This is a genomic window from Niastella sp. sgz303648 (assembly GCF_059587045.1).
The window spans coordinates 1-19,344 of sequence record NZ_JCAPSW010000002.1; the positions used below are offsets into that span (position 1 = coordinate 1).

Consider the following 19,344-nt stretch of genomic DNA (forward strand, 5'->3'; position numbering starts at 1 on the left):
ATTGCTTACTTAACAAAAGCTTTTCAACTTCCCGGAGGGATACGGTAATAACAATAAAATAGAGAAAAAGCGATGTGGTCTCCACAGAAAATATCGGTTTTAAAAATTGCTCTGATGTGTGTACTCCATTCATGTCACATCAATATTCCAAATTTCAATTGGCGATGGTGAAAAATAAAGCTCCTGACTATTTCAGGAGCCTGGAAGAACATAAAATGAACTGACTGCTTAATCTTTACTGTTATAATACGTAAATTTTTATACCATTAAAAATCCTATGGATGCTGATCTAAATCAGTATACTTTATTCTATTCCATTGACCTTTCATGTTACAAATGGGTACACGAAAAAAGCTCCTGACTTTGCAGGAGCTTGAAACGGACATAATTCTAATTGTTAACGCCTCTTTACATAATAAAAAATGTGTGCCACACTAACGCATTAAACTTAGGTATAGAAAATGCTATTTATGAAACGAATATATTTAGCAATACTTCGGGTGCAGGAAAAATCTCCGGATGTAAATGTACACCGGTTATTATCGCAATTATTTCCAGTCAATAGTAAGATCTCTAAATTCAGTATTTCTCATTTTAAAATCTGATGGATTGGAACCAGGAATATGATATTCTACAGGATAGTTAAATAATCTAAGAAACCTGACTTCTGATTTAATACCTTTAAATACATACTTACATGTTAATAAAGTATAGCTATTGAGATCGGTAAAAGCAAATACTGTCGCGTCTTTATTACCAATAAACGATTTATGCATCGGATATTCGAGGCCATTATTATCAATAATTGATTTTACATAGGACGTGAAGGCTTCCAATCGCCGCCCTTTATTTTTGATAAGAATTTCAATAGTTACCAACTGGCTTTTATTGTTGCCCTCTACTTTAATCACAGAAAAAGTAAGATCTCCGTTTCGAACTTCAGTTATAGGTTTATTTAAAGTCAGCCCGCTTTTTAAATAGTGATTCTCATTCTTTACTACTTCAGAGCTTGTTTGAGCGAAGATGTAGGAGATTATAAAAGAAAAGGTAAACATAAGAATAGCTTCCTTCATAAAGTTCAGGATTAAGTGGTTGATAATATTAGTCAAAACTGATGCCAAAAAAAGTATTCTGAAAGAGCCACATTCATGGCTAAACAGTGTCTTTTAAGAAGGATATAGAGATTTTAAAAATAGAAGTACTAAACGTTTTGGGTAAGTGAAGTTTAACCCTGGATATCGAATGCAATCTGATATCAAATTGAAATGTATAGCTAAAATAATAGCGTGTTTTGACGTTTACAATAGGAATTATACGATTAACGACAATTCTTGATCATCGTCATGCAGGGATCTAAAAGGACACTCAGGTGGGGTTGCGAATACGCTATTCGACGCTATTGGAGGAATTGTTCAATAAGAAGATAAACTTTAGCATTCCTTCTTTTATAGCCCGTTAACTACAGTAAGTGAAACTTCCGGCCCAAAATTATCAATAGTATTGATGATGGTTCTGTTAAAAAAATATCACAGCCAATTGAAATGCATCTGAATTGGTACACTTCAATTGGCTGTGATAGATGAATTATTATTGCTTTATTAATTTTTTCTGCAGTAAGCTGTTATTCCCTGCCGAAAGCTCCAGCACATAAACACCATGTGTAAGATATGCAGGAACAGAAACATGCATCGAATTAATACCAGTTCCTAATTTTTCACGTGTTGTAAATACGGTTCTTCCATAAAGATCAATGAGTCGTACCCGTACAGTTTGCGGCGTATTTAATTGTACCTGCACGTTCAGCTCACTAACAAATGGATTAGGTTTTACCTGATAAGAACGAATACCATTTGCCTTGTTCAACGACGATTGTATCGGTTGTATGGCAAGCCGGCCATTTATGATTACGCTATCCGACCAAAAACAGGTTGAATCCTGTGTGCCGGGTTGCGCGGGATCGTCGGATTTAATGAACAGGGTATCACTACCATCAGGAAAAATAACTGTTGATTGATTGCAAATAGTTTTTGCAGGGGCTGTCACTATACTGAATTTTATCACCGCTTTATTGGCGCTTCCGGGTTTAACAATACCTGCTAATTCGCCCGGTGAATTAATTAAACGGCCGCCGGTTACTGAAAAGGGCATTGAATAGTTAACATCTGATACCGGTATACCATTCAGTGTGGTGGAATTAGTAAAATAATAAGCTCCTGCGGGAATGGTATCGTACAATTTTATACCGGCTGCGTTTATGTTCCCTGTATTGGTAACTTCAATAGTATATTCAACTGTATCTCCTGATACTATGGTAGTGCTGCCGGCTGTATTCAGGTACGATTTATCGGCTTTTAATACCGGAGCCAGTGTTGGTAAGGCGCAACTGGCGTAGTCGCTGTTGTAAAAAACATTGGTGGTAGAACTATTAATAGTCGTAACACTCATGGTAGCCAGATCCAATTTATATACGGTTTGATAAGCACCCCCTAAATATACATTGCCTGCAAGATCTGTCGCTGCTGAGGTATAGCCGCTTGCGGATACCGGACCTATGGCGCCCAGATATGTTGTTATACGTGTAACAGGATTGATCCTGTACAATCTGCCGGAATTAACGATCAGGTACAATTTACCCGAAGCATCGCCAAAAATATCTCCGCCCGCTTCATATAATATGTTATTGGCGCCATTTGTTGAATCATTTACAAGCGCCCCTAAACGGCTGATCACCGGCAGGCCGGAAGAAGGATCAATAGAAAAGCGAATAAGGTCCTGTGCGTTTGAAGTTAAAGCATAACCATAGCCGTCAGCAGCAAACGTCATGCGGTTAATATTATAACCCGAGCTCACAGTTGTTTCAAGCGGGTAGCCAATATATCTTTTTGCCGAAATGGGACTGCTGTTAAAGTCAATGTAACAAAGGTCCTCGGCACTGGTTGTATTATTAACGAAATACAACCGGTTCGTATTTGGGTCATAAGCCAAAGCGGCAGTGTTCGTTAATATACTACCGGCTGGTAATACCGCACCGGTAAGGGCATTATAACAAGGCCCTGTAGCCCCGTTATAAATGATGGTGGCTCCTGTTCCGTTTGTGGTATTTAAGGTTCGGATATACCGGTAAGTGAGGTTGCCGCCACTCGCAATATTGGTTGTAGCCTGGTAAACTACAGAACATTGCTGCCCGTTTACAGCGTTTTCAATACCGGTTAATAGGAATAAGAAAAAGAGAGAACATGTAACAGCGTAGAATTGTTTGTTCATAAAAAGGATTATGGTTAAAAATAAATGATTGATTGTGTGTAACAGCATGGCGCAGTTGCTGCTGCTTATTTATAGATTAATTTGGGGAACATAACAGTGGTTATGTATATGCATGAAAGGATTGATTTTGGTTCTAAGTTAAAAGAACCAAAATATATTGTCAAATCAACTCATTAAGCGTGCTGATTTGGGCCAAAAGCGCGCAGTTTTTGGCAATAAGTGTGTAACTATTTTCTTTTACTGCTGGTCTTTCAGCACAATCCTGAATGTGGTTCCCTTACCGGGTTCGGAAGTTTTAACGAACAGCAGTCCTTTATGATATTGTTCAATAATACGTTTCGACAAACTTAAGCCCAATCCCCACCCGCGTTTTTTGGTGGTAAAGCCCGGTTTGAACACCTTGCTGATATTTTGTTTGGCAATACCCTTGCCTGTATCAGATACATCGATATAGGTTTCTCCGTTTTGCTGCCAGATGTGAATCGCTATCTGGCCTTTACCTTCCATGGCATCCAGCGCATTCTTCAGCAGATTTTCAATTACCCAGTCGAACAGGGGAGGAGAGATCATGGCAGTGATCTCATTAATATTATGTGTATCCAGCTGAAACTGTACTTTGCCGGTTGCCCTTTTTCGAATGTATTCCATCATACTGGCCACCTGGGTAACTATATTATGTTGCTCGAGGTGGGGCGTACTGCCGATTTTGCCAAACCGGTCACTCACCAGCTTTAACCGGTTCACATCCTTTTCCATTTCCACCACAATTTTTTCATCGGAATAATTTTCTTTCAGCATTTCCACCCAGCCCTGCAGCGAAGTAAGCGGAGTGCCCAGCTGGTGGGCCGTTTCTTTGGCCATGCCCGCCCATACCTGGTTTTGCGATGACCTGAAGCTGGTAGTAAGTGCCAGAATGGTAATAATTATAAACATGCTTACAACGAACAGTTGCACCAACGGATAGTATCGCACCTGGTTCAGCAACGTGGTGTGACCGTAATAATACAGGTTCCTTTCTGCCTTGTTAAACGGGTTCACCCATTCAATAGCCGGGTTTTGCGAACGGAATTCATTCAGTTTTTTCTGCACATAACCGGAATCGTTGGCAACGTTTGCCGAATCGAGGTTTACATGATCAAGCACATGCCCACCCTCATCGGTAACAATAATAGGAATGGTTTTATTTTCGGCAATAATAATGCTTACCAGTTTATCACTCAGTCCCGAGGTATCGTGCACCAGCAGTTTGGTCGCTTCTACCCATTCTTCAACTTTTTGTCTTTCTTCGAGTGCGATCTTCCTTGCCAGGTATTGCGAGTAAAAAATAGTTCCGCTAACAATGGCTATGGCAATAAGGGCTAATCCGGTTCTCCAGTTAAAAAGCGGTTGAATCATTCAACTAATTTATATAAAAACCGTTCCTTTGCATCCGTTATTTAGGTGAAATATTTTATAACCAGCATGGCAGCACCATTTGTATCCATAGTAATATTGAACTGGAACGGGCGAAATTTTCTGCAACAATTTTTGCCATCGGTACTGGCAACCACCTATAATAACAGGGAAGTGGTGGTTATTGACAATGCCTCTAACGACGATTCGGTGGCTTATCTTCAGGAACAATGGCCCACAGTACGCATTATTCAAAATAAGCACAATTACGGTTTTGCGCAGGGATACAACGAAGGGTTGAAACAAATTCAGGCAGATTATTATGTGTTGTTGAACTCCGATGTGGAGGTAACGCCCACCTGGCTCGATGCAATGGTGAATTTGCTGCAAAGCGATACATCGATAGCTGCCTGTCAGCCCAAAATTCTTCAATATTTTAATAAAGATCTTTTTGAATATGCCGGGGCGGCGGGCGGATGGCTCGATCATTATGGTTATCCGTTTGCCCGGGGGCGTATTTTTGATGTGTGTGAGAAGGATGAAGGGCAGTATGATACGGCCGTGCCTATTTTCTGGGCCAGCGGGGCGGCGTTGTTTGTGCGGGCAAATGTGTACCACGCCTTAGGCGGACTGGATGAATATTTTTTTGCGCACCAGGAGGAAATTGATTTCTGCTGGCGGGTGCAGCTGGCGGGGTATAAGGTGTTTGCATGTCCGCAATCGGTTGTATATCATGTAGGTGGAGGAACTTTACCCAAGGGCAATGCCCGGAAGGTATTGCTCAATTTCAGGAACAACCTGGTAATGATGGCCAAGAACCTGCCAGCCTGGGAGGCCACCTGGAAGATATCGTACCGGTTTTGGCTGGATTATATTTCGGCCTTTAAATCGTTGCTGGCGGGGGAAAAAACCTATTACCGGAGTGTGATGAAAGCGCATGCGGCTTTTTTGAAATGGCTGTTTGTGAAGAAAAAGAAGGGACTTTTCCCGCCAAAAAAGAAAGGCGAACTGTATGGTTATCTGCATAAAAGCGTGGTGTGGAGCTACTTTATACGAGGCAAAAAAACTTTTACAGAAATTGTTGAAAATAAACCCTGATTTTTTGGTCTGAACTATTATTTTTGCACTGCAATCAACGAGTTATGGAAATTCAGGAAAAAGATCCCCGCGAAAAAGATTTTAAACACAGTTGGGTAAATTCATCCGTATTTTTATTTTACCTACAGGTATTTTGCATTATTGCTTTTGTAGCTGGTGGCTGTTACAGCCTCTATCAGCATCGCTATAAGGGTAAGCCGAAGGTAGAGGTGCCTGCGAATACGCAATACACTCCTCAGTATAAATAAGTGATTTTTAAGGAGAAAAATTTTGCAGAAATTAAATAATCCTTATTTTTGCACTCCCAAATCAAAAACGCTGATACTGAAAGGGTAAAGCGGGTTTGAAAGAAGAAAGAAAATAAGATCTTTAAGAATATTTATCGTCTTCGTTTAGGCGTTGACGATTAAAAGCGGAAGTAGCTCAGTTGGTAGAGCGCAACCTTGCCAAGGTTGAGGTCGCGGGTTCGAGCCTCGTCTTCCGCTCAAAAGAAATTCCATCCGGTATCAGATGGAATTTTTTGTTTCACTAAGATCCTAAGGTGTTGTTCCGGGATCAGGTATTTGGTGTAGATTTAAGATAATTGCACACCGGTGCAAAATTGGTCGGAATGTTCTTATTTACTTAAGGACTCTTCCACCCGGGTGGTGGAACTGGTAGACACGCAGGACTTAAAATCCTGTTGGCAGCAATGCTAGTGTGGGTTCAACTCCCATCCCGGGTACAAAACAAAAGCCGCTCCCGGAGCGGCTTTTGGCGTTTTATTGCTTTAAAGCTTCTTGTTGCCGGATGCTTTCTTTGTGAATATCTTCGTAAAGTGCCTTAATAAATTCTTCTGAAAGGCCTTGTTCTTTACCATAAGTTATCGCTTGCTGAAGCACTTCATTGAATCGATTGGATTGTACAACTCCTATATTATGTTTCAGCTTATATGCTCCAATAGCTCTTGCAGCTTCCATTCTCTCACCCAGAAGGCGAACAATATCCTTATCAAGTTGGTCAATTTTATCTCTAAATATGGTAAGTGTGTCACGCTTCGCAGACGTTTGTGTTTGTGCATTTGCGGTTATCAGCCCCATTGCTAACATACATGTGAAAATTATTCTTTTAGTCATAAGTAAAATAATTATTATAAAATATAAGCACTTAGGTAAAGTTAAGTTTTGATGAGAGATTTTTGACCGTATTAACAGGCATAAACCCGCGAACGTTAATTAGGAAAGGGTGTTTTTTGTATCCTTCTTTTTATATTCGCTACAACGGAATTCAGCTTACTATGTAATGCATAAATTTAAATAGAAATATTTTTAATCAGGCTATATGCAAATAACACTTATAGATACCAATCCTTCACTGGGGTATGCCTGGCAGGAAGTTTTTTCTGAAGCAGAAAACGTGGAAATTGTTACAGGCGATATAACTACAGTTTTATGTGATGCGATCGTGAGTCCGGCCAATTCTTTCGGTTTTATGGATGGAGGCGTTGATTATGTCATTTCGGAACGGTTAGGATGGGGGCTGGAAAAAGAATTGCAAAAAAGAATAAAGGCACTGCCCGAAGGCGAGTTGTTGGCAGGTAGGGCATTGATTTTGGAAACAGGTGATTCGCAAATCCCATTTTTAATTTCAGCTCCTACCATGCGTATTCCTACTAATTTCAATATTGATACTTCCATAAATGCTTATCTGGCAATGAAAGCAGTACTCATTGCCAGTTTAGCCGATGAAAGAATTTCTTCAATCGCTGTTCCGGGCCTTTGCACCGGTGTAGGTGGAATGCAGCCTGGAGTCTGCGCCAGTCAAATGTTTATGGCTTACCAGGAAATAATATTGGGCCAACGAATGGATTTTAAAACCTTTGGAGAAGCGCAAAAGTATCATTTGGAGATCAATCGACAGGGATTGATCTGGACGCACTAAACAGGTGATTGATTTTCCTGGCTGCCATCCAGGCTTTTCTTTTCATATTGGAGTTCAGTCGTTTTTGCTTTCAACTTCTTTTCCGTTTTCATGGTTCCATTATGAAAAAACTTAAAAAGTTTTTTCAACTGCAATTCAACGACCGGAAATATAACTTCATCAATTCAGTGGAAATCTTCTTTTTATTAGCCATATTTCGGTAGTGTCTCAGTTTGAAATTTCTGCAACTATTATTTCATTTTCTCAAGACTATCAATTGAAGATTGAATATCTATTAACCGGGCATGAACGGTTCCAAGTTGCTTCTTTTTAGCCTCAGCGCTGTCATAAACGCCTTTTTGCACGTAGCCGTCTATCCTTTCGGTTATATTATTAGCGCTATCCTTTAGGAGTTTTTGTTCGCTCAAAAGTTTTGTCCTCACTGCATTACGATTGCATCCGCAAGCGAACAGGATGAGAATGCTTAAAACGGCTGAATACTTCATATAAATTTTTAATTAAAGTTGGAAAAAATCAGAATCCGCAAGAGGTGCAAGATAACACAATAAAAAAACGCCTTATTCAGCGTTTCCTTTCTTTTCCATGAATATAAAGATACAAAACCCTGTGCTAATCCGGTCAGGCACTCAGAATCGCAAGCATGCGCAAACGCTTGTAAATCAATGAGAATTTGGTTAGATAATTCTCCCTTTGGGGGTACACATCAAAGTTAGAAGCCGCTCTTAGATCGGCTTTCGGCGTTTTAAGAAGTGTGGGAAAACGCAGTCTGTTTGCGCTCATCCTTTCCCGTACTACAACAATACTACATTCAATATTTGACCAGATAATTCTCCGTCCCGGATATTTGATTTAATCATTTATAAAGGTCGCTCCGTTAAAAAATATTATATATTTTGCAATGTGTTCAATACGCACAATATTTAACATAACAACCAAAACCTTTATTTAGTAAACCCTTCAACCCATGAACCGGCAGTTAACCCTGGGCTTTTTTTCCCGGCCTTTTATCCTTTTAACACCTTCGAACAGAAAATCAATCCATTTCTATTTTTCACTGGCATTATTGCTGTTATGGGCATTTCCATTTCAGGTTTGCCATGCGCAAAGTTTATTATGGGCTAAAGGCTTTGGTAACCCTGAACCTTTAGGTGGCAATATTTATGGTACCGGCATTAAAGCAGATGCATCAGGTAATACCTATGTAACCGGTTATTTCTATGCAAACGCCGATTTTGACCCGGGTACGGGAACTGCAACTTTAACAAGTACCGGCGGCGCCGACATTTTTATAGCCAAATACGATGCGTCGGGCAATTATGTATGGGCTAAAAACATCGGCGGAACGCTTAATGATGATAGCAGCAGTATTACAATAGATGGCAACGGTAATGTTTATGTGACAGGTTATTTTCGGGGAACTGCTGATTTTGATCCCGGCACAGGCACTGCTAATTTAACAAGTGCGGGTGGCGCAGATATTTTTCTGGCAAAATATGATGGCTCCGGAAATTATAGCTGGGCAAAGAATATGGGCGGTACGGCCGATGATATCAGTTCCGGCATTGCAGTGGATGCTGCTTCCAATATTTATATAACAGGATCATTTAACGGTTCAGGCGATTTTGATGCAGGCGCCGGTACTGCCAGCCTGACAAGTATGGGTGGTACTGATATCTTTCTCACAGCCTATGATGTTGCAGGCAATTATTTGTGGGCGAAAAATATGGGCGGAACCGGTACAGATAGTGCGTTGGCTGTTGTACTGGATGCCAGTGGCAATATATACATCACCGGTTCATTTACCGGTACAGTTGATCTTGATGGAGATGCACCTGTTGCCAATTATACCAGCATGGGTAATGCCGATATATTTTGGGCAAAGTATGATGCTTCCGGCACATTCGCCTGGGCGAAAACTATAGGTGGAACCGGTGATGATATTGGGCGTGGTATTTCGGTTGATGCAACTGGTAATGTAAATATTACTGGTTCTTTTTCAGCCACAGTTGATTTTGATGCAGGCGCAGGTACCACAAATTATACAAGTTATGGTGGCTCCGATATCTATATTGCCAGGTATGATGCCTCGGGCAATTATGCATGGGCATTTTGCTTTGGTGATACAGGAGATGATTTTGGACGAAGCATTGCAACAAATGCGGGTGGTGATATTTATATTACGGGTTCGTGGTTCACTGATTATTATTCCGTAACTATTCCCAGCGCGTACAGCCATGAAATAATAACTCTCAAGCTCGATATGACGGGGAACAGGATTTGGGAAGCTGTTACGTCAGGTGATGGTTACCCCAATGGCAACTGCATTTCCATAGATGGCAGTTCAAATGCTTATACTACCGGTTCATTCAATAGTGTAACTGATTTCAATCCGAATGTAAATGGCTCCGGCGTCCTTACAGCAACTACCAGTAATGCCTTTATAGCTAAATATAATAGCAACGGTACTTACGGTTGGGCTGGTCAGTTAGGGCGATATAATCCTTCTACATCATTCGCAAATGCAAGAAAAGTAGTATTGGATGCCAGTGGCAATTTGTATGTAACCGGCTATTTTAATGGAACAGTTGATTTTGATGCAGGCCCCGGGAACGCAACATTGACGAGTGCGGGCCAATACGATATTTTCATAGCCAAATACGACGGCGCCGGTAACTATATATGGGCAAAGCAAATCGGCGGCCTAAACGCTGAGTTTGCCACAACTATTGCTGTAGATGCAAATGGTAATGCCTACATAGCAGGAACATTTAGTAATACTGTCGATTTTAATGCAGGGGCTGGGATAGCGAACTTAACCAGCCCAGGTTTTGGTATATATCTTACAAAGTATGATGCCGCCGGCAATTTTGTATGGGCGAAAAATTTTACACCGGCAATTGCAGGAAACAGCTCTTCTCCCTTTGCCATTGCGATAGATGGAAACGGTAATGTATTTATGACAGGAACTCTTTACGGTACCGTTGATTTTGATGCAAGTGCAGCAACGGCCAACCTGACGAGTGCCGGTAGTTCCGATGTATTTTTTGTGCGTTATGATGCAGCCGGCAATTTTGTATGGGCAAAAAATATTGGTGGTACCGGTACCGATAGGGTCTCTGGTATTACTACGGATGCCGGCGGCAATTTGTATGTAGCAGGATATTTTGCAGGTACGGGTGATTTTGATGCCGGTACTGGTGTGGCAAGCCTGACAAGCGTTGGTAGTTTTGATATTTTTATAACCAGGTACGATGCGTTGGGCAATTATGTATGGGCCAAAAGCATAGGAGCTGCAGCTACCGACGTTTCGTTGGGTATGGCAATGGACCAAAACAACGATTTATATATAACCGGTTACTTTAGTGGCACTGTTGATTTTGACGCTGGCGCCGGTGTTAGTACACTTACAAGTACAGGAAACGACGACATGTATATTGCCAAATATGATCTTTCGGGCAATTATGTATGGGCAAAAAACATGGGCGGTAGCGGTACTGATGTGAGCACTTGTATTACAGCCAATGGCAACGGTGATCTGTATATCTCCGGTTATTTCGCCGGAACTGCCGATTTTGATCCTTCAGCTGCCACGGCGAATGTTTCTGCTTCCGGAACAAGTGATTATTTTCTTGCCCGCTATGATGCATCGGGTAATTATATAACAGCGAAAAGCATGGGGACCACTACTAATAAAAATATCATAGGTATTGTTGCTGATGCAGCAGGTAACGTAGTTACAACCGGTTATTTTACGGTTATGGCCGATTTTGATCCGGATGCATCTGTTTACAACCTAATAAGCATGAATAGTTCTTCTGACATTTTCATTGCTAAATATAATCTGGCAGCAACTCCTTTACCAATAACCCTGCTTTCTTTTGATGCCAAACCACAACAATCGGGCGTACATGTTACCTGGATCACTACTGAAGAACTCAATAACAGTTATTTTGAAGTGCTGCGAAGTAACGATGGCGTGCATTTTGAAACCATAGGAAAAGTAAATGGTTGCAGCAGGTGTGAACCAGTAATGCAATATAGCTTCGGGGATCTTCATCCTTATCCGGCAACATCTTATTACCGCCTTAAACAGGTGGATGTTGATGGTGGATATAGTTATAGTAAAGTGGTTGCCGTTAAATTCTCCAGCCAAACAGTAGCAGCGGTGTCACTTTATCCTAACCCGGGTGGCGGGCGCTTTTTGATGAAATTACAAAACACTGCAAATAGTAAGCAAATACAGGTAAACATCAGCGATGCTTCCGGCAACCTGATTCAGCAATTACATCCGGTTATTGGAACGGCGGAAAATCAGCTTTTGATCGATTTGAGCAAACAACCGGCAGGTATGTATTTTATTCAGCTAATCAATAACGATGGCACTGAACCAACAACGTTGAAGGTGATGAAATATTAAGCAAACAGCCTACGAACATTATACAAAATAATAAATAATTTATATGCAAATCAGCAAAGAAGATATCATTGAAGTTGTAAACAAATTATTCGTTTACACGGATAACAGAACGTGGGACAAACTTCAAAACGAAGTATTTACAGACCAGGTTTTTTTTGATATGTCATCGCTTGGAGGGCAAAAGTCTCTTTTAACTTCAAAGGAAATATGTGACCTCTGGAACGACGGATTTAAAGGAATAGATTCTGTTAATCATCTCGCCGGTAATTATATTGTGAACATTCAAGACGCAATAGCTATTGTATCGGCATATGCAACCGCCACTCATTATAAGTCATCAGCCCTAAACGGCAAAACACGGGAATTTGTTGGAACGTATGATATTGAATTAGTTTTCCTTGAAAATTCCTGGCGGATAAACAAATTCAAGTACAACCTGAAATTTATGGCAGGCAATATCGAACTCACCTGAATAATTTCATCCGATTTAAGCATTTGTGCTACGTTGGGGCAATTCACTCCAGGATCCCAACCGCCAAAATCCCTTATCTGAATTTCATTATTTCCTTTAATATAAAAAACAACCCCGCCCAAAGGCGGGGTTCACTATTTAAGATATGTATGATCGATTACTGTATCGATCTGGAAACAACCGGCGACCAGGCCTTTTGACTTCTGCGGCCGATCGCAATTACGCGGAACCAGTACCGTTTGTCAGACGCCAGCCCCTTAAACGTGTGATCACGTATGGTACTTTCTTCACCGACCCACACGGTATTCGGGCCCGGTGATTCGGAAGCATACTGATACACAAAGGCTACGGTGCCTGTTGCTTTCTTAACACGTACGGTGGCTTCACCAGGCGCACCTAGGTCAACCTCCGGTGTTTCGATAGCTGTTGCAATGCGGCTGCTTTGTTCATCTGTAACATCAAAGCCGCTGCTTAAGATCAATGTGCGGTCGCCTTTACAGGTGGCGATTACATATTGAGCCAGTTCTTCCAGCGATGCCAGCGTCAGCGCCTTCTTGTCGTTTTTAACAGACACCCATTCCTTGTCGCGGCTTTTGGCTTTTACTAGCGCTGCCTGTAATTCAGGAAGCACTTTTTTGAGATTTGCCAGGGTCGCCGGCGGATTGGGGAAAACCGGATTGTTTTCCATTTTCTCAATAACGCGTTGACAAATGGTTGCCAGGTCGCGTTCTTTCTTAAACGTTATTATATTCTTTTTCATGACGAAAAATTTGGAAGTTAGAAAATAAAAATACCAGCTAAGCCAATTTCGTTTAATGCAAACGACTTTGCATTAAATGAAAAGTCCATTCCGTTTAATCCCAAACACTTTGAATTAAACGAAAAGTCAATTCTGTTTAATTCAAAACACCTACTTTACGGCCGTTTTTTATATCTTTAATCCTGTACAAATCCATTCAGTCAATGTTCAAAAACCTTCTTCTTAACTTTTCATCCAGCGGCAAATTAATTCGGGATATCAGGAACGACAATTACAAAAACTGGGAATCCCACTTCGATAAATATAATAGCACAAGTACCCAAAAAGCCGATCCTGTTAAGCTTAAATCACTTGGATTGGAGATTTATGAAAGCAATCTGAAAGAGATTATACAGGATTATTCGATCACTGATGGAGAAAAAGATGTACTCAGGAAAATAAAAGATTATTTTCAGTTGTCCGATACCGCTATTGATTCCATTAAAAGCAAGTATGCAAAAACTGCATTAACTAATCTTTCAAAACAAAAGCTGGCCGACAACCAATTGACTGAAGAAGAAATAGAGGAGATCGGGCTGTTTGCAAAAGAGTTGAATATTTCTGAGGACGAGGTTAATCGAATTAATAAAAAAAATGCTTCTGCATTATACGAAAACGCAGTCAGGCAGGTAGTTTCTGATAATATGGTAACTGTTGACGAACAGCAGGCGTTGAAAAAATTAGCGCAACAACTGGGCATCAATATGCGGGAAGCTGCAATCGATAAAAAGCTGCGGGAAGACTATTATTTCCTTACGTTATTAAATGCCCTGGATAAAGGGTATTTGCCTGAAATGAAACCGCCTTCCATTGAAACGCAAAATGACGAGGTGGCATATTGGGAAATAAGCTCAAACCTGGTGGCCGCCAGAAATAATATGTCAGGGTATATCAGTGAAGGCGGTAGGGTACGTATTAAAGTGGCGAAAGGCGTGTCATACCGATTGGGTTCAAGCAGAAACACGCCTATGAGAGAAGAGGTAACTACAAACCAGCAGGGAGTGTTTGTTGTAACCAATAGGCGGGTAGTATTTGCTGCCAGTCAACAATCATTTTCTATACCCTTTTCTCAATTGAATTCATTTGATACCTATACCGACGGCATAGGCCTGCAAAAAAATAATGCAGAGCTGCTTTTGCAATTCTATGACAAACAAATGTCGGAGGTGGTATTCAAAGTTCTTACCAATGCGATAAATGCCAATATCTAAACTCACATAATGGCTAAGCCATATAGGAAAAATGCTGTTCTGGTTTTATGCGATGAAAATAGAAAAGGAATTTCATATTTGCTAATGTAGTAGTATATTTCGGTCTTGTTGAGTCCAATAAATGTAGGAAGCGCTCATTGGCCCCAATACAGTAATTTGATCCATTTATGACAAAAGGGAACAAAGCAATACTTATTGCAATAGGCATTGGAATTTTAATCAACCTTGCAAAAGAAAAATTGCTTGGAACGCACAAGAATGAAATCATAGTTGCCGGCCATCATATAAACAAAACGCCATGCCTGGGCGCAGTCAATGAATTATTTGGGGCGGCAGTGGATTCGGTCAAAGTATGCGATTGCGCGTTACCAAAATACTACGAGATAATTAAGAACGATCCCGAAAAAGTCAAAAAATTTGAGGAAGTTGGCTTTTGGGGTTTGGAGGGAGGGGGGAAAGAAAGTTCGATGAGTCTTCTTAAGGATTGTATAGTTGCCAATATCCTCGACACAACTTACAAAATGAATCTGGGGAAATACAGACAAGTTTTGGTCAAACAATTTAATGACTCTATTACGAAAAGCCCTTATGTTAATATGATCAATACTGACACCTTCTGCAGTTGTATCATACGGCGATTAGACCATAATGTTACAATAAAGGATTATTTTTCTAAAAGTTATTATGATACTGATTCTCTTAACGAAATATTGAATGGCTGCATTAAGCAAAGTAAATTAAAAAATTAAATCGGGTGACGACAAAATGCCTAACCCAATAAGCTTTGTCGTACGAAAAATGCCAATGATAAGATTAGAACTTTTAAATGGCTGGAAGTTAGGCTTCTCAATTCTGTAGATGATATTGCAGAATGGGGATAATACTTAAATATTTTCGGTATTTTCAAAAAGCAAGTGGCATAACAAACCACTCATACTCCTTAAATGAAATCAATAGCCAAAGATATTTTAATTGACGCGTCTAAGCTAGTTGACAAAAAGTTCCATGCACAGAGGCAACTTATAAACTTTTATGAGTTCATGGAGCATCATGAATATGGACTCGCATTGGAAAGTTTAATTGAACTTTCAGATGAAGTAGAAGACCGGTTCACTTACGGATTCTGGCTTAATCTCGATAAGGCCGCAGGTTTAATGGGGTTGATACATGAACAGGAAATAATTAAGAATAAGATTTCAGATTTCTTGTTTAACAATGCAAAGGATTTTTCACTTAAAGACAGGGACATTGAAGCCGAAATTTATTATTTAAAAACTGAAGAAGGCGGGCGGTCTTATTTTGTTTACAGTGGCTATCGCGGTACATTTCATTACAATGGGCAGTATAATTCGGCTATGCAGGAGTTTATAGGGCAGGTTACATGTTACCCAGGCAACCAGGTTAAAGTATATATGACCTTTGCTGCACCAGAAGCACAAATTGGTAGATTATATGAAGGGCTTAAATTTGATATAACAGAAGGGGCAAGGATTGTAGCACACGGAACAATTCTAAAAATATTCAGAAAGGATTTGGTTAAAACATAACATATTAAATTATTTCTATCTCCACCAAAGTCGAAAATACCCAATTATGAAAAACGGGTTCGCAAACTTCTAACAAGCTTTAGCTTTATGGCTCAACTGTAATCACATATGATTTAGGCATTGGATTACTCCATGCGTCACCAATGACAACACTTAGTGTAGCTTCTCCTTGTTTAAGGGCTTTAAAAAGTACAATGTTAGGCGAGCCCTGCGGATAAATTTTTTCTCCCGAAGGAAGTAAAAAAGATTCTGAAAAAACGCCTATGAATTCAATGACATCGCTTCCTGAAATCTGATGCCCGCCTGTTGCCTTAAAAAGCAAAACATCACCTGCGTTGATATAAATTTTTTTCGGTAATTCCTGAATGCTATCAATTGTGACCAGTTGAGCCATAACCTGGATTAGCTTGCTATTAGTTGACCTCCTTTGTCAAACTTGACGTAATTACTTCTTCAATCTCTGTGTCACTTACGTCCTCTTCTTCAGTCCACTCTTCCCCAAAGGCTTCATTCCCATGTTCTGCATGTTGAGTGCTGGACGGTTTGGGATAAATTTTAGCTGCAAACGTGTAATCCGTTTCATTAATATCTGTACCACCCAATATTGGTTTACCGTCGCGGGTAATGGATGCAGGAAGACGATAACACATTATGGAAGTCTGATCTGCAGGAGTACCCATAATTGATGTTACGTTTAACGGAGTAAGCACTTGTTGATCTACTGTTCTGCGATCCCAACCCTGGGTTCTTGCAAAATATTCGTAAGCTTTCTCCGGATCAATCCTGTTTACAATATCCTGCCTCATGTGTTCATGGGGAAACCCAAGCGTATGTCCTGTTTCATGTCTTATCACTCTGTAAAACTCTGAATCAATTGTATTCATTGTAAATCCCTGCAGGTTCATGGTTTGTATGTGTTTCGGAACGTGCAGAATGTCTGTTCCAAGATAAGACCAATACCCACCGCCACCCCTGGAAATTCTTACATTGCCAGGTCCTGATGTTTCTACAAAAGAGATGCAAGCCGTTTTTGACCATGCGTTCATGTGACTTATGATCTTTTTTTTGAGATTAGCGGGAGTAGGTTCCATAAAGCTTACCGTTAGCTTCCTCTGGGAAGGCCCCCAGTATTTTGTTATAAGCAGTGTTAGCTTTTGTGGATCAGCCGCTAATATTGCTGCCATTTCTCTTGAGGACTCGATTACAGGACTATTGACAGGAAATATTTTGATAGCTGTTTCAGCAGCTTTGGCAAGCAGATGATTTGGAAGCGTTTTAATGGTACATCCGATTTCTTCGGATACACCTTTTTTTTCTTCCTCGCCGCCTGTAGACTCGAGTGCCTGGTTCGCCATGTTAACGATGCGGGTTAAGACCTCCTCGGGGCTGTTTGATTTGTTCATGATTGACCTCCTGATTTTAAAATTATTCTTTTAGTTTGGACATAGTAATATTGTTCATTCCCCCCGATGTAGAATTAAAGGGAAGTTTGATTCTTTACTAAATAATGACTGCTCTCAGATTTAAATAAAAATGCAGAATGAAACTGTGTGTTTCACATACATCGCTTTAAGGTTTTAGTAATTAAATGTTTTGTTTTGTGGTTCCTATTTCTTAAACAGGCGTTTGGATTAAGAAGGACTATCCAGAAGGTGAAAGGATTGCAGACAAAGGTTGGAAATAATTTTTAATGAAAAAATATGATTCTTGTCACTCTTTTTCAATGGCTATACTCTGATTGTACTATTGCAAATGAACGTTTCCGTTGTTCGTCGGGCTTGATTGCATGTTCCATTTCTATATACATTTTTCTGTTAACGAATTACCATTGTTTTTAAACCTGCACACGAAATTATTATTAACGGGAATCAATATTTGCAGTTTATCATTATTAACTATTTAATATAAAAAACAACGGGACCGCACATGCAGTCCCGTTCACTATTAAGATATGTCTTGCAAATTTCTGTACCCTTCGCCAAATCGCATTATCTATACCATGCTCACGAATTGATGATTTCTTTTTCAAGCAGGGTTTTACTAACTATCGCACTATGTGCTTTTTTGCGGCTTGTTGTTCTGCCCAGCAAAATATTCAGGGCTTCCCATTCAGGAATATAATCGCTTACGATTTTGAGCATGCCTGCAAAAGGAATAAATAAGATCATTCCCGAAACACCCCATATAATGCCTCCCGCAATAATTGCAACCAGCGTTGCCCAGGTGCTTACCTTTAATTGGGTAGCTACTACTTTTGGGAAAATAACATTGGCTTCAAGATATTGTACAAACGAAAATACGGCTACAACCCCTATTGGGTACCACACAGAGTCTTTCGTGATCCAGGCTACTGAAATTGGTAACAGGGCGCTCACACAAATACCTACATATGGAATGATCGTCATGATGGCGGTAAGCATACCAAATAGTATGGCATGAGGAATGCCCAGCGCCAGCAGTCCGATACTATTAAGGGCGCCAACGATCAGGTACACCATAACCATGCCTTTAATAAAATTAAAGTAGGTATGTATGGTTTCACTTAAAATGGCCTTTAATTGCTCACTGTATTTATTGCCGGTTAGTTTTGCCAGAAATTGAACAAATACCTCGCGGTTATATAAGAACAACGCTGCATACACCGGTACAAGAAATAAAGTAAATAAGCCACCGGCTGTTGCAGAAATTGTTGATTGTAAAATACTACCTGTACTATTACCAAAATTATGCACCAACTGCTGCCACCATTCATTTTGGGCGGCGATAGAAAAACCAAAACCCGATGCTATCCATTGCTGTAATTCCGATAAAGAAGGCTTTACTTTATTCAGTAATTGTGGTACGTCGTGCCGCAGTTCATTAATCTGCATAAAAAGCAGACTCATTAAAATGCCAAAGAAAATAAAAACGATCAGCAAAGCTGCTGTAATAGCCAGGCTACGCGGCCAACGATGTTGTTCGAGCCGTTTACAAACGGGGTATAATACCATAGCAATCAGCAAACCGTAGCAAATTGGCACAAACAGTGTTCTGCCAAAATAAAGAACAACCGCTGTGAATAGGATAATCTGCAGGTGTTTTAAAAATGAATTTGTATTATAGGAGTTATTGATCATTTAGTTATAAAGCTATTAGTATTGCTGCCGTTTATGCCTAACAAAAGTCATTATAACCGGTGAGTTTAATAATGTGATGAGATGATAAACATCATCAGGTAACAGGTC

At 40.2% G+C, this 19,344-nt stretch carries 17 protein-coding genes and 2 tRNA genes; 10 read left to right on the forward strand and 9 right to left on the reverse strand.

Translation table 11 applies throughout. From position 1 onward, the window contains the following. Positions 1–548 precede the first annotated feature (548 nt). The 3 genes from AC59IL_RS04685 to AC59IL_RS04695 form a co-directional block, all read right to left on the reverse strand. On the reverse strand, positions 549–1,073 hold the full coding sequence (locus AC59IL_RS04685; protein WP_496550931.1) for a hypothetical protein: 525 nt from the start codon (positions 1,071–1,073) through the stop codon (positions 549–551). A 514-nt stretch (positions 1,074–1,587) separates the two neighbouring features. Beyond that, positions 1,588–3,264 carry a T9SS type A sorting domain-containing protein gene (locus AC59IL_RS04690; protein WP_496550932.1) on the reverse strand — a complete coding sequence of 559 codons (1,677 nt, stop codon included), beginning with the start codon at positions 3,262–3,264 and terminating at the stop codon, positions 1,588–1,590. A 237-nt stretch (positions 3,265–3,501) separates the two neighbouring features. Then, a complete protein-coding gene (locus AC59IL_RS04695) occupies positions 3,502–4,659 on the reverse strand; it encodes a sensor histidine kinase (RefSeq protein WP_496550933.1) in 1,158 nt (385 codons plus the stop codon). Between the two features lie 66 nt (positions 4,660–4,725). Between AC59IL_RS04695 and AC59IL_RS04700 the strand changes: the two genes are divergently transcribed. The 4 genes from AC59IL_RS04700 (at position 4,726) to AC59IL_RS04715 (ending at position 6,478) form a co-directional block, all read left to right on the forward strand. Continuing rightward, on the forward strand, positions 4,726–5,754 hold the full coding sequence (locus tag AC59IL_RS04700) for a glycosyltransferase family 2 protein (RefSeq protein ID WP_496550934.1): 1,029 nt from the start codon (positions 4,726–4,728) through the stop codon (positions 5,752–5,754). A 44-nt stretch (positions 5,755–5,798) separates the two neighbouring features. Beyond that, entirely contained in the window at positions 5,799–6,002 is a 204-nt protein-coding gene (locus AC59IL_RS04705; RefSeq protein ID WP_496550935.1) for a hypothetical protein, read from the forward strand. Between the two features lie 164 nt (positions 6,003–6,166). Next, a tRNA-Gly gene (locus tag AC59IL_RS04710) sits at positions 6,167–6,239 on the forward strand. A 153-nt stretch (positions 6,240–6,392) separates the two neighbouring features. Continuing rightward, a tRNA-Leu gene (locus AC59IL_RS04715) sits at positions 6,393–6,478 on the forward strand. Positions 6,479–6,515: 37 nt separating this feature from the next. Here AC59IL_RS04715 and AC59IL_RS04720 read toward each other — a convergent pair. Further along, positions 6,516–6,869, reverse strand: a complete 354-nt coding sequence (locus AC59IL_RS04720) for a chorismate mutase (RefSeq protein WP_496550936.1) — start codon at positions 6,867–6,869, stop codon at positions 6,516–6,518. Positions 6,870–7,074: 205 nt separating this feature from the next. Here AC59IL_RS04720 and AC59IL_RS04725 point away from each other — a divergent pair, with 205 nt between their 5' ends. After that, complete coding sequence (locus AC59IL_RS04725) at positions 7,075–7,674, forward strand: macro domain-containing protein (protein WP_496550937.1); 600 nt, start codon at positions 7,075–7,077, stop codon at positions 7,672–7,674. 230 nt (positions 7,675–7,904) lie between these two features. Here AC59IL_RS04725 and AC59IL_RS04730 read toward each other — a convergent pair whose 3' ends face one another. Continuing rightward, complete coding sequence (locus tag AC59IL_RS04730) at positions 7,905–8,159, reverse strand: hypothetical protein (RefSeq protein WP_496550938.1); 255 nt, start codon at positions 8,157–8,159, stop codon at positions 7,905–7,907. 479 nt (positions 8,160–8,638) lie between these two features. On the opposite strand from AC59IL_RS04730, the gene AC59IL_RS04735 reads away from it, so the two are divergent. Together AC59IL_RS04735 and AC59IL_RS04740 are read left to right on the forward strand one after the other, a co-directional pair. Next, positions 8,639–12,091, forward strand: a complete 3,453-nt coding sequence (locus AC59IL_RS04735; RefSeq protein ID WP_496550939.1) for an SBBP repeat-containing protein — start codon at positions 8,639–8,641, stop codon at positions 12,089–12,091. 43 nt (positions 12,092–12,134) lie between these two features. Then, a complete protein-coding gene (locus tag AC59IL_RS04740) occupies positions 12,135–12,563 on the forward strand; it encodes a nuclear transport factor 2 family protein (RefSeq protein ID WP_496550940.1) in 429 nt (142 codons plus the stop codon). 157 nt (positions 12,564–12,720) lie between these two features. Here AC59IL_RS04740 and AC59IL_RS04745 read toward each other — a convergent pair whose 3' ends face one another. After that, entirely contained in the window at positions 12,721–13,323 is a 603-nt protein-coding gene (locus AC59IL_RS04745; RefSeq protein ID WP_496550941.1) for a hypothetical protein, read from the reverse strand. A gap of 203 nt (positions 13,324–13,526) precedes the next feature. On the opposite strand from AC59IL_RS04745, the gene AC59IL_RS04750 reads away from it, so the two are divergent. The 3 genes from AC59IL_RS04750 (at position 13,527) to AC59IL_RS04760 (ending at position 16,120) form a co-directional block, all read left to right on the forward strand. Further along, positions 13,527–14,573 carry a hypothetical protein gene (locus tag AC59IL_RS04750; protein ID WP_496550942.1) on the forward strand — a complete coding sequence of 349 codons (1,047 nt, stop codon included), beginning with the start codon at positions 13,527–13,529 and terminating at the stop codon, positions 14,571–14,573. A gap of 167 nt (positions 14,574–14,740) precedes the next feature. Next, positions 14,741–15,322, forward strand: a complete 582-nt coding sequence (locus AC59IL_RS04755; RefSeq protein ID WP_496550943.1) for a hypothetical protein — start codon at positions 14,741–14,743, stop codon at positions 15,320–15,322. A 195-nt stretch (positions 15,323–15,517) separates the two neighbouring features. Beyond that, entirely contained in the window at positions 15,518–16,120 is a 603-nt protein-coding gene (locus AC59IL_RS04760; protein ID WP_496550944.1) for an EF-Tu C-terminal domain-related protein, read from the forward strand. A gap of 85 nt (positions 16,121–16,205) precedes the next feature. Here the strand turns inward: AC59IL_RS04760 and AC59IL_RS04765 are convergent, their stop codons facing one another. The 3 genes from AC59IL_RS04765 to AC59IL_RS04775 form a co-directional block, all read right to left on the reverse strand. After that, entirely contained in the window at positions 16,206–16,514 is a 309-nt protein-coding gene (locus AC59IL_RS04765; protein WP_496550945.1) for a hypothetical protein, read from the reverse strand. Positions 16,515–16,533: 19 nt separating this feature from the next. After that, positions 16,534–17,523 (reverse strand): M12 family metallopeptidase, encoded by a 990-nt coding sequence (locus tag AC59IL_RS04770; protein WP_496550946.1) that lies wholly within the window; start codon positions 17,521–17,523, stop codon positions 16,534–16,536. Between the two features lie 600 nt (positions 17,524–18,123). Beyond that, positions 18,124–19,236, reverse strand: coding sequence for an AI-2E family transporter (locus tag AC59IL_RS04775; RefSeq protein ID WP_496550947.1), 1,113 nt, complete (start codon positions 19,234–19,236; stop codon positions 18,124–18,126). Positions 19,237–19,344 lie beyond the last annotated feature (108 nt).